Annotated in this window: 8 protein-coding genes; 5 read left to right on the top strand and 3 right to left on the bottom strand. The window is 62.5% G+C overall.

What is annotated here, in order from left to right; translation table 11 throughout:
* Positions 1–3: 3 nt before the first annotated feature.
* Positions 4–750, top strand: a complete 747-nt coding sequence (locus AAAV21_RS04205) for a DeoR/GlpR family DNA-binding transcription regulator (protein WP_349107697.1) — start codon at positions 4–6, stop codon at positions 748–750.
* A 116-nt stretch (positions 751–866) separates the two neighbouring features.
* On the opposite strand, the gene AAAV21_RS04200 is transcribed toward AAAV21_RS04205, so the two are convergent.
* Both AAAV21_RS04200 and AAAV21_RS04195 read right to left on the bottom strand, forming a co-directional pair.
* Complete coding sequence (locus AAAV21_RS04200; protein WP_233509079.1) at positions 867–1,526, bottom strand: RluA family pseudouridine synthase; 660 nt, start codon at positions 1,524–1,526, stop codon at positions 867–869.
* 15 nt (positions 1,527–1,541) lie between these two features.
* Complete coding sequence (locus AAAV21_RS04195) at positions 1,542–4,034, bottom strand: U32 family peptidase (protein ID WP_349107695.1); 2,493 nt, start codon at positions 4,032–4,034, stop codon at positions 1,542–1,544.
* Positions 4,035–4,322: 288 nt separating this feature from the next.
* Between AAAV21_RS04195 and AAAV21_RS04190 the strand changes: the two genes are divergently transcribed.
* Positions 4,323–4,700, top strand: coding sequence for a RidA family protein (locus tag AAAV21_RS04190; protein WP_035137477.1), 378 nt, complete (start codon positions 4,323–4,325; stop codon positions 4,698–4,700).
* A gap of 124 nt (positions 4,701–4,824) precedes the next feature.
* Here AAAV21_RS04190 and AAAV21_RS04185 read toward each other — a convergent pair whose 3' ends face one another.
* Positions 4,825–5,481: a PAS domain-containing protein gene (locus tag AAAV21_RS04185; protein WP_338404350.1), complete on the bottom strand. Its 657-nt coding sequence runs from the start codon at positions 5,479–5,481 to the stop codon at positions 4,825–4,827.
* A 351-nt stretch (positions 5,482–5,832) separates the two neighbouring features.
* Between AAAV21_RS04185 and AAAV21_RS04180 the strand changes: the two genes are divergently transcribed.
* The 3 genes from AAAV21_RS04180 (at position 5,833) to ygfK (ending at position 11,927) form a co-directional block, all read left to right on the top strand.
* The gene (locus AAAV21_RS04180) at positions 5,833–7,227 is read left to right on the top strand and encodes a solute carrier family 23 protein (protein WP_128620350.1); all 1,395 of its coding nucleotides are present in this window, start codon (positions 5,833–5,835) and stop codon (positions 7,225–7,227) included.
* A gap of 195 nt (positions 7,228–7,422) precedes the next feature.
* Positions 7,423–8,778, top strand: coding sequence for a putative aminohydrolase SsnA (gene ssnA / locus AAAV21_RS04175; protein WP_349107691.1), 1,356 nt, complete (start codon positions 7,423–7,425; stop codon positions 8,776–8,778).
* A gap of 149 nt (positions 8,779–8,927) precedes the next feature.
* A complete protein-coding gene (gene ygfK, locus AAAV21_RS04170; protein ID WP_349107689.1) occupies positions 8,928–11,927 on the top strand; it encodes a putative selenate reductase subunit YgfK in 3,000 nt (999 codons plus the stop codon).

Here is an 11,927-nt window from a genome sequence, read left to right as displayed (position 1 = left end):
GCGATGCTAGCGGAAGATAGGCTCAACGCGATCGTGTCGATGGTTCAGCAGACCGGCTCGGTTACCGTGCCGGAGCTTGCCGAAGCCCTGGGCGTGACGGCGTCTACCATTCGGCGCGACCTGCAGACGCTCGACCGAGCACACCGTATCGCCAAGGTGCACGGAGGCGCGACAAGTCTGGAGCGCGCGCACGTGACGCGCGACCTAACGCTTAATGAGCGCAGCGACCTCCATAACGACGACAAGGAGCGTATCTGCGCCCGTGCGGCGGCACTTGTGGAGCCCGAGAGCTTTGTATACATCGACTCGGGTTCGACGACGCTCAGGCTCATCGAGCATCTTCCACACCTTGAAGATGTCACCTATGTGACCGATTCCGTGCTCCATGCTCAACGCCTTGCTTTGCGCGGCATGCGTACCGTGGTGCTGGGTGGCGAGCTCAAACCCGAGACCGAGGCGCTCGTTGGCCCCGATGCCTTGGCAACCGTAGACCGCTACAACTTCAACTGTGGCTTTTGGGGCTCTAACGGCATTGCCGCCGAGCAGGGCTTCACGGCGCCCGATATCGAGGAGGCGCAAGTAAAGCGTATCTCGATGCGCCATACGGCCAAGCGCTTCGTAATCTCGGACGCCAGTAAATTTGGCATGGTGGCGCCCGTCAAGTTCGCGGACTTCCGTGACGCAACGATTATTACCGCAGGCGAGGTCCCTGCCAAGTACCGGGCAATGGACAACGTCATCACGGTCTAACAGCAAGGGACGGGCTAAGGCCAAAACCACCGCGAAGGGGCAGGAACCTTTGTGGTGGTTTTGACGTTTGTCCAGATAAAACCTGCCAAAATAAACCTGTCCCTTTTTGGCAGGTTTTAGGGCTCCCAGGGGCAGGGGGCTTCGATGTGGATGTGCTCGCCGGTTACGGGATGCGTAAAGGACACGCTGTGGGCATGGAGCATGAGGCCACAAGGACGCGGTGTGCCGTACAGGTCGTCGCCAACCAGGGGATGGCGCTCGCTGGCCAGATGTACGCGGATCTGGTGCTTGCGGCCGGTGAGCAACTCGACATCTATATACGAGCGCGTGGGCAGGCCACGACGGCTCTTAAGACGCTTGAGCACCTTCACGCGCGTTTGAGACGGCTTGCCGCTGGCGCCGACGCGCATCTTTCGGCTGTCGTGACGGTCGCGGGCGATGGGCTTGTCGATGAGCTTTTCGTTCCAGTCGATCTTGCCCTCGGCGAGCGCCAGGTAGTGCTTTTCGAAAGCGTGGTCGATGACCATCTGGTCAAAGGCGGGCTGCGTCTGCTTGTCGAGCGAGAACAGCACCACGCCGGTGGTGTCGCGGTCCAGGCGGTTGAGCGGCTGCATGTCGGTCGCGGCAAAGCCGTCGCCCATCGCCAGCAGCAGGTCGCTGGCGTAGTCGGTGAGCGTGCGCTCGCCGGTGCCGTCGCCGTGGACGATCATGCCGGCGGGCTTGTCGATGGCCATGAGCCAGGCGTCGCAGTAGAGGACTTGAGGTTCTTCGTTCACGTGTAAGCCTTTCGGTTAGCTGATTCCCACAAACATGCAGCCCGAGGTCGCCCCGCGTAGGCGGGCAGCGGGCTTGCGACCTGCCTGCGCTGCTTCGACGGCGCGACGGGCGCGGGCGACGGCACGGCCCACCTCATCCGTCTCGAGCAAGGTTCCGTCGACCATAAGGCGACGCACACCGGCGTCGAGCAGCTGTGGTACCTGCGGCGTGAGGTCGATGGGGTAGGCGTCGTACAGGCGAGAGCGGCCGTGGATGTCGGTGCGGACGGGCATGACCTTTCCGTCGATATTCTTGAGCGAGAGCTTGCGGGCGCGCAGGCGGCAGTTGGCGCAATCGTGGATGCAGCCATTGGCAACCTGCAGAATGCAATGCTCGCTTGTCATGACGCGCGGGCGGCCAAAGACGGTGATACCCAGAGCCGCGGGCGCGGCGGCGCCGAGCGAGACAATCTCGTCGAGCGTGATCTCGGGCGAGAGCCAAAACGCGCCGGCTCCGCGCTCGGCAAGCGCCTCCATGCAGGGCGTGTTGTGAACCGGCAGGCAAGAGCGAATCTCGGCCGTGGCGCCAACCTGGGCGGCCAGGGCGAGCTCGGAGATATTGCCGACGGCGACGGTGGCCCCGGCATCGATCCAGGGATCGACGCGCTCGTGGTCGACGGCGCGGCAGACCTCGTCGAGTACGGGTACGATACCCTGCTCAAATGCATCGGCAGGGGAGAGTCCGACAGCCTCGAGTGCGTCGGTGGTCATATAGATGCGCGCGGCGCCCTCGGCGCGAGCTGCCTCGGCGGCCTCGAGCGAGGTGACGGTGGCGCAGATTTGCGGCTCGTCGCGGTAATGTTCGGGCATGGGACGCGTGCATTTGTCGAGCAGCGGAATCTCGAGCGTTTTCGCGCGCTCCTCGTACGGTGCCAGAATGGCCTCTTCCAGCGCCTTGCAAGCGGCAGCGCGCACCTTGTGCACGGCGGAGAAGCCCATACCGCAACCCTCATCGAGGACCACATCAAAGCTCGCTGCCTCAAAGGGCGAGGAGCCCATGCGGCCCACATGCTCAACCAGGTCTGCTGCCTCGACGGCGCGGGTCTTGGCGGCCTCGACGGTGAAGCCCGTTGCGGTGGCGGTGAGCGCGGGGTTGTCACAGCAGGTGAGTGTGACAGTAAACGGCTCGCCCAGACGCGCCACGACGGACACATCAACAGCGCGGCGGCGCAGCACATCACGCTTGAGCGCGGCGCCGGCGGCGTCGATGGCACGCTGACTGCGAATCACGCGGACGCGGCAGCCCTCGGGCATGCTGCGGGGTACGCGACATTCGATGATGTCGCCGGCAGCGGCATCATCGGCGGCGATGGTGGTTAGGAACTGGTCAAACTCGTTATCGTGGCGAAGCTCCAGCAGGTCGCCCTTGCCCACGGGTTCAAACAGCTCAATGCGGGCGATGGCGGCGCGGCGACGGCGGTCGTCGGGTTTGAGGCCGCGCACATCGCGGTTGGCCGGGCGGCTGCCCAACACCGTGCCCACGACCTGGCCGCGGTTGTTGGAACGCTCATAGCTCATCATCTCGTCGCCCGAGGTGCCGTCCTGATAGGCGTGCGTAAAGTCGCGGTTAAAGCAGCGCTTGAGCTGGCGCTGGCGGGCGGCGTCCTCATCCTTAGAGGGCGAAACATCGGCCAGCATATCGTCAATCTGGTGACGGTACACATCGACGATGGAGTACACGTAATCAGGGGCTTTCATGCGGCCCTCGAGCTTGAGCGACGCGGCACCGGCGTCATATAGACGGCGAACAAGCTGTGAGGTGTTGGTGTCACGCGGGCATAGCGCACGCTCGCGGCCGGCGGGGGAGAGCGTGCGACCGTTCTCGTCGATCAGCTCGTAGGGCAGGCGGCAGGGCTGGGCGCACATGCCACGGTTGGCCGATCGTCCCGCCATGGCAAAGCTTGAAAGCAGGCACAGGCCCGAGTAGCAAAAGCAGATGGCGCCATGGCTAAAGACCTCAAGGTCCACATCGGGCGCGGCATCGTGGATGGCGACAATCTCGTCGATGGAAAGCTCGCGCGAGAGGGTTACGCGGTCGGCGCCCTGCTCGCGGCACCAAAGGGTTCCGCGGTCGTCGTGGATGTTCGCCTGGGTCGAGATGTGTGTCTCGATGCCGGGCATCGTGCGCTTGACCTCAAAGAACAGGCCCCAGTCCTGGATGATGAAGGCGTCGGCGCCCAGCGTGGAGCAGCGATGGATGAGTTGCAGCGCATCGCCCATCTCGGACTGCTTGATGACGATGTTGACCGTGACGTAGACGCGCGAGCCGGCCAGGTGCGCGGCGCGGCAGGCCTGCTCAAAGGCCTCATCGGTAAAGTTGGTTGCCTTGCGGCGGGCGTTGAAGCTGCCCATGCCGCAGTAGATGGCGTCTGCCCCGGCGGCGAGTGCGGCGGCAAAGGGCTCGGGCCCTCCGGCGGGCGCCAAAAGTTCGGGTCTTCGGTTGATGGTTCGACTGGCGGTTGCGGTCATATCCTGCCTTTCAAAATGCTCAGATATTCAAAAGTATAGTGGTGCTGTTGCGGCGGACGAGCCCTGTGGCCCAAGCAGGATAAAGTCTTCAGGCAGGTCGCCGGTCGCGCCGTTCAGCGGCCGACAGACGCCGTTGGGAGATAAAAGATTCTCGCAACGTGATAATAATCTTGCATCGCGCGGAAACCTTGAGTACTATCCCAATCAAGCGCGGCGTTCAGACCGAACTGTGCCTCCCGGTGTGAACGCCGCGCTCACGCTCTCTCAACTGATCGTAAGGAGAAAAACATGAGCAAGACCGTCGTGTCTTCCGATAACGCACCCGCAGCCATCGGCCCGTATTCCCCTGGTATCCAGACCGGCAACATGGTGTTCCTGTCCGGCCAGCTGGGCATCGATCCCGCAACTGGCAAGATGCCCGAGGGCGTCGAGGCCCAGGCCAAGCAGTCCCTTGCTAACGTCGAGGCCCTGCTGACCGCTGCCGGCGCCACCTTTGCCGATGTCGTCAAAACCACGGTCTACCTGGCCGACATCGCCGACTTTGCCGCCGTGAACGAGATTTATGCCTCCAAGTTTGAGGCCCCGTTCCCCGCGCGCAGCGCTTTCCAGGTTGCCGCCCTTCCGGCCGGCGGTCTGGTCGAGATCGAGGTCGTCGCCGCTCTCTAAGGTGTTGGCAACAACTAAACATGACATGCAAAAAGACCCTGCAGCGCGTGCGAGCTGCAGGGTCTTTTGTCAAGCGATGCGACAAAAATGATCCGTTTCCCTCTGTCCCCAAGGAATCGGCGGGTTAGCCCTCCTTGCGAACTTTTTGCAGGTAGCGGTAGACGCTGGGCTCCGAGATGCCCAGCGCGGTGGCGGCGCAGGCCACAGCGCCCTTGAGCATGAACACCCCGTTGCCGTTGAGGTGGCGAATGACGTCCACGCGGTCGCTCTGACCGAGCGACGCTACATCCAGCCCGCGTGCGCTCAGCAACTCGGCAATGCTGCGGTCGATGAGCTCCTGGGTGGACTCCGAAAGGCTTTCGACCTCGATAGGGGCGGGCTCCGTGCGCGTCGGCGCCGCGTCGAAGCAGGCCATGAGCTGCTGGGCCATGGCGTTGATGGAGCGTACCGTGGAAAGATCGGTGTTGACGCAGAGCATACCGACGATCTCGTTATCCTCGCGGATAAAGTACGTCGCCGACTCCAACGTCTTGCCACCGGCACCGCGCCCCTCGTAGCCCGTAATAAACGGCAGGTCGCGATACTTGGCGTCGTGCATGATCTTGAGTGCCAGATCGGTGGCGGGACCGCCGACCTTGCGGCCGCTCACGATGCCGTTGCGAATATCGACGATGGCATGGTCGGGATCCGAGAAATCGTGCAGCACGATTTCGCTGTTTTTGCCGAGTATCTGCTCCAGGAAATCGACCATCGGCAAAAAGCGACGTACGGTCTCGTTCACGGGCAACTCCTTTGGGTGGAATCGGAAGTTTCATAACAATTTTTTCTCATGGTAACATGCTGCTCTTCATCTCGTATATCCGCAGGTACATTGCGTAATACAGACGAACGGTAGGATATTGGCGGTAAACGGTCGACCAAAAGAACAGTTAGATGTTATTTTGACCAGACACTTTCCTGACCTGCGGAAATGCATTATCTCGGCGGAAGAATAGTCTGATAACAAAAAATTATTATTGAGAATGAGAAAAATCTTTAATACGATATTCACCGAAGGCACAACCTCAACCCCGCACTGCGTCACAATAGAGCGTTAGATGCGAAAACAACTACTTCGAGGATTGGTGGTCAAATGGCCCAGGAGACGGTTACGAACGGCACTGAAGCCCTGTTCACTCGCGAGGGCATGCCTCCCGTTAAGGAAATGATTCCGTGTGCCCTTCAGCACGTGCTGGCATCGTTTGCCGGCATCATCACCCCGGCCGTCATCATGGCCGGCGTCTACGGCTTTAATAGCCAGCAGAGCACCGACATCATCCAGGTCGCGCTCATTCTTTCGGCAATCGATACGGCCCTTCAGGCCTTCGCTCCCTTCCGTCGCATCGGCGGCGGTCTGCCAATCGTCATGGGCGTTTCGTTCGCATTCCTGCCGGCCCTGCAGGCCATGGGTGCCTCGGGCTTTAGCTTTGGCGCGCTGTTGGGCGGCGAGATCGTCGGCGGCGCCGTCGCGGTCCTCTTTGGTCTGGCCTACAGCAAGATAAAGTGGCTGTTCCCGCCCGTCGTGACCGGTACGGTCATCTTCTCCATTGGCGTCTCTCTCTATCCCACGGCCGTCAAGTATATGGCCGGCGGTATGGGTACGCCGCTGTGGGGCACTCCGCAGGCCTGGTGCGTCGCTCTTATCACCTTCGCCGTGGTCTTTGCGCTCGCCAACTTTGGCAAGGGCACGCTCAAGCTGGGATCCGTGTTCTTTGGCATGATCGTTGGCATGATCGTTTCGATCCCCTTTGGCATGATCGACTTCTCTAGCGTCGCCACCGCTCAGGTCTTCGCCCTTCCCAAGCTCATGCCCTACGCGCTCGAGTTTGATCCCGAGGTCTGCATTACCCTCGCCGTCGTGTTCCCCATGGTTGCCATCCAGGTTATCGGTGACGTCTCCGCCGCCTGCCTGGGCTCCATCGACCGTATGCCCACCGAGCGCGAGCTCTCCGGCGCTATCGTGTCCCAGGGCCTCACCTCTATGGTCGGCGGCCTGCTGGGCGGTCTTCCCACCAGCGCCCTTGGCCAGAACGTGGGCATCATCTGCTCCAACAAGGTCGTTAACAAGTGGGTCTTTGTGATCATCGCTGCCGTCTTTGCCATCGCCGGTCTGTTCCCGCAGCTCTCTGCCGTCCTTTCCGCTATCCCGCAGCCCGTCATCGGCGGCGCGACCGTCGGCGTCTTTGGCACCATCACCATGAACGGCGTGCGCATGTTCACCCGCGAGGGCCTTACGCAGCGCACTACCACCATCGTCGGTACCTCCGTCGTCTTTGGCCTGGGTATCTGGATGGCCAGCGGTTGCCTTGCCGGTGAGGGTATGCCCACCTGGGTGTCCACCGTCATCGGCTCCAATGCCGTGACCCCCACCGCCATCATGGCCATTGTCCTTAACCTGATCCTTCCGCAGACGCCGGTCGTGGCTCAGCACATCGATGCTGCCAAGGACGCTGCCGTGGATCTGGTCTTGCCCGAGAGCAAGAAGTAACCAATTCGGTGCTATTCGTCGGCGGGCGCATCGCCTCGTCCGCCGACGTCATGCGGCGTCAAGCCGCACTTCAAAGGGTTTGTCCCTTTGGTGAAGCGTTGACGGGAGAGGGCCCGTTTCCGGTGTAGGCCGGCGCTTCGCACTCCGCCATGTCAGAGGTGTCAAACCCCGCCCCTGATGTTGAAGGGAGCATTCATGCTTCTGGTCGCTAACGGTTCCGTCTTTACCCGCAATTCTCAGACCCCGTTCATTCCAAACGGTGCGGTCGCCATTGACGGAGATACGATCGTCGAAGTGGGCCCCGAGTGCGAGCTCAAGTCCAAGTACCCGGATGCCGAGTACGTCGATGCCCGGGGCAACCTCATCATGCCCGGACTCATCAACTGCCACACCCACATCTACTCGGGTCTGGCCCGCGGCCTTGCCATTAAGGGCTGCAACCCCACCAACTTCCTGGAGAATCTTGAGCAGCAGTGGTGGAAGATCGACGACAACCTGACGCTCGACGGCACCAAGGCCAGCGCCTACGCCACGATCTTGGACTCCATCCGCGATGGTGTCACCACGATCTTCGATCACCACGCGAGCTTCTGCGAGATCCCGGGAAGCCTCTTTACCATTAAGGACGCCGCTCAGGAGCTGGGCATGCGTTCGTGCCTGTGCTACGAGGTCTCCGACCGCCGCGGCCAGGAAAAATGCGACCAGGCCATTGCCGAGAACGCCGAGTTTGCCCAGTGGGCCGCCAAGGAGCGTCGCGATAACGACAACCACATGATCGCCGCCATGTTTGGCGGTCACGCCACCTTTACGCTGTCGGACGAGACCATGGACAAGATGGCCGAGGCCAACAACGGCCTGACCGGCTTCCACATCCACGTGTGCGAGGGCATGAACGACGTGTGGGACTCCCGCCTCAACCGCGGTGGCATCGGCCCCGTCGAGCGCCTGCTGCAGCACAACCTGCTCGGTCCCGACACCATGCTCGGCCACTGCATCCACGTGACGCCTGCCGAGATGGATATCGTCAAGGAGTCCGGCACCTGGCTGGTCAACAACCCCGAATCCAATATGGGCAACGCCGTGGGCTGCGCCCCCGTGCTCGAGTTCTTCCGCCGCGGCATCCCCGTGTGCATGGGCACCGACGCCTACACTCACGACATGCTCGAGAGCCTCAAGGTCTTCCTGATCATTCAGCGCCACAACGCCGCCATGCCCAACGTGGGCTGGTGCGAGGCCATGACCATGCTGTTCGAGAACAACGCCAAGATGGCGAGCAAGTACTTCGATCGCAAGCTCGGTGTGCTCGAGGCCGGCGCTGCCGCCGACGTCATCGTCATGGACTACAAGCCCTTTACGCCGCTGAGCGAGGAGAACATCGACGGCCACATGCTCTTTGGCATGATGGGCAAAAACTGCCGCACCACCATCATCAACGGCCGCGTCCTGTACAAGGATCGCGAGTTTGTTGGCATTGATGAGGACAAGATCAACGCGTGGACCATGGCTGAGTCCAAGAAGCTCTGGAGCACGCTCAACGATCGCGCCTACTAATTACAAGTAGATTCGCGCGCGTCGGATGTTTCGCCGCATCCGACGCGCGTATAGGCGACCTCCGCGGGGTCGCCGGCGCTTGTGCTAGCGCTACACCGTATTTGCGCCCGCCGCGCGGTCTCGCCGGGCGTTACAGAGAGGAGCTCACTATGAGCGACATCATGAGGCCGATCCCGTTTTCGCAGCTGATGAACTGGATCATCGAGGAGCACAAGACCCAGGACGCCATCTTTGGCGTGCGCAAGATGGTCACGACCAACCAGGAGGGTGCGCTTCCCATTTTTGACGAGCGCATCGAGACTCCGTTTGGCCCGGCCGCCGGCCCCAATACGCAGCTTGCCCAGAACATCGTGGCATCCTATGTTGCTGGTTCCCGCTTCTTTGAGCTCAAGACCGTCCAGATTATGGACGGCGAGGAGCTCTCCAAGTGTGTGAACAAACCCTGCATTGTGGCGCAGGACGAGTGCTACAACTGCGAATGGTCGACCGAGCTCGAGGTTCCGCAGGCCTTTGCCGAGTACGTAAAGGCATGGTTTGCCTGCCACCTGATCGCTCGCGAGTACGGTCTGGGTAGCCCGGACGGATTTGTTTTCAACATGTCCGTGGGCTATGACCTGGAGGGCATCAAGAGCCCCAAGGTCGACGCCTACATCGAGGGCATGAAGGACGCCAGCGGCTCCGACGTCTGGAACGAGTGCCGTGCATGGGCACTCGCCAACCTGGACAAGTTTGAGCATGTCGATGCCGCGTTTGTCGAGTCCATCCCGGTGCGCGTGTCCAACTCCATCACCGAGTCCACGCTGCATGGCTGCCCGCCGGCGGAGATCGAGCGCATCGCGACCTATCTGATCACCGAGAAGGGCCTCAACACCTACATCAAGTGCAACCCCACGCTGCTGGGCTATGAGTTTGCCCGCCAGCGCCTCAACGAGCTGGGCTTTGATTACATCGTCTTTGATGACACGCACTTCCGCGAGGACCTGCAGTGGGCCGATGCCGTGCCCATGTTCGAGCGCCTGATTGCCCTGTGCGCCGAGCGCGGTCTGGAGTTTGGCGTCAAGCTGACCAACACGTTCCCCGTCGACGTGACGAGGAACGAGCTGCCTTCCACCGAGATGTACATGTCCGGCCGTTCGCTGTTCTCGCTGACCATCGAGGCCGCCCGCCGCATTACCGAGCAGTTTGACGGCAAGCTGCGCATCAGCTACTCCGGCGGTGCCACGGTCTACAACATCCGTGCCCTGTATGACGCCGGCATTTGGCCCGTCACCCTGGCGACCGACGTGCTCAAGCCCGGTGGCTACGAGCGCTTTAGCCAGATGGCCGGCGAGTTTACCGATCTGGACGGCAAGCCGTTCGCGGGCGTCTCTCTCGAGGCCGTGACCGCGATCCAGACCGACTCACTCACCAACCCGCTCTACAAGAAGCCGCTGCGTCCGCTGCCCGACCGCAAGGTCGCTGGCAAGAGCCCGCTTTCCGACTGCTTTACCACGCCGTGCCGTACGAGCTGCCCCATCCAGCAGGATATTCCCGCCTATCTGGCGGCTGTTGACGAGGGCCGCTACGAGGACGCGCTCAACATCATCATCGAGCGCAACGCCCTGCCGTTCATTACCGGTACCATCTGCCCGCATCCCTGCGGCCGTGCCTGCGAGCGTGCATTCTACGAGCCCGAGGGCGCCCAGATTCGCGCCAGCAAGCTCAAGGCCGCCCGCGAGGCCATGACCGCCGTGCTGCCCAAGCTGCGCGCCCAGGCCATTGCCAACGACGCCGAGCGCAACGTTGCCGTTATCGGCGGCGGCCCGGCCGGTCTGGCGACGGCGTTCTTCCTGACGCGCGCCGGCGTGCCCGTCACTATCTTCGAGGCCCGCGACTCTCTCGGCGGCGTGGTCCGTCACGTGATCCCCGAGTTCCGTATCGCGAGCGACGATATCTCCCACGATGCCGAGCTCTGTCTGGCCTTTGGCGCCAAGGTGCAGCTCAACGCCCGCGTGGAGTCCATTGACGAGCTCAAGGCCCAGGGCTTTACCGACGTAGTCGTGGCCACTGGTGCCTGGATGCCCGGCTCTGCGGGCCTGGGCGAGGGTGCCGAGCTCGACGTGCTGGAGTTCCTCGAGGCCGCCAAGAAGGGCGAGAGGCTCGAGCTGGGCGAGGACGTCGTGGTCATCGGCGCCGGCAACACCGCCATGGACGCGGCCCGCGTGGCCAAGCGCCTTGCTGGCGTGAAGAACGTGCGCCTGGTGTATCGCCGCACCAAGAAGCAGATGCCCGCCGACGAGGAAGAGCTCGATCTTGCTCTTGCCGACGGCGTTGAGTTCTGCGAGCTGCTGGCGCCCAAGGCGCTCAACGGCGCCGTGCTGACCTGCGACGTCATGGAACTTGGCGAGCCGGATGCAAGCGGCCGTCGCAGCCCCGTCGCCACGGGCGAGACCGTCGAGCTTTCCGCCACCACGGTGATCTGCGCCGTGGGCGAGGGCATCGATGCCAGCCTGTACGACGCCGCGGGCGTCGAGCACGACCGTCGCGGCCGCCTTGCCGCCACCTCCACCGGCGTCGAGGGCGTCTGGGCTGCCGGTGACTGCCGTCGCGGTCCGGCCACCGTGGTCGAGGCTATCGCCGACGCCGCCGAGGTCGCCCGTGCCATTGCCGGCGTGGACTTTAACAAGTACGCCGACTGCAACGAGCAGGCCGGCCGCGAGGACACCTGCTACGAGCGCAAGGGATCGCTGTGCCGCGACAAGCGCAACTGCACCAAGACCCGCTGCCTGGGCTGTGGCTCGGTGTGCGAGGTCTGCTGCGATGTGTGCCCCAACCGCGCCAACGTGGCAATTAAGGTGCCGGGCCTGGCCAAGCATCAGGTCGTCCACATCGACGGCATGTGCAACGAGTGCGGCAACTGCGCCGTGTTCTGCCCCTACCAGGAGGGTCGTCCCTACAAGGACAAGCTCACCCTGTTCTGGAGCGATCAGGACATGGAGAACTCCGAGAACGAGGGCTTCCTGGCCGTGGACGAGGACCACTTTAAGGTCCGCGTCGCCGGCACGGTCCGCACCGTCTCGGTCGATGCCGTCAACACCGGTCTGCCCGAGGCCGTCCGCCTGACCATCAAGGCCGTGCGCGACAGCTATCCGTATCTCCTTAAGAAATAA

Source organism: Collinsella sp. CLA-AA-H302, from assembly GCF_040093305.1.
GTDB lineage: Bacteria > Actinomycetota > Coriobacteriia > Coriobacteriales > Coriobacteriaceae > Collinsella.
This window is presented reverse-complemented; position numbering and strand designations above follow the sequence as displayed.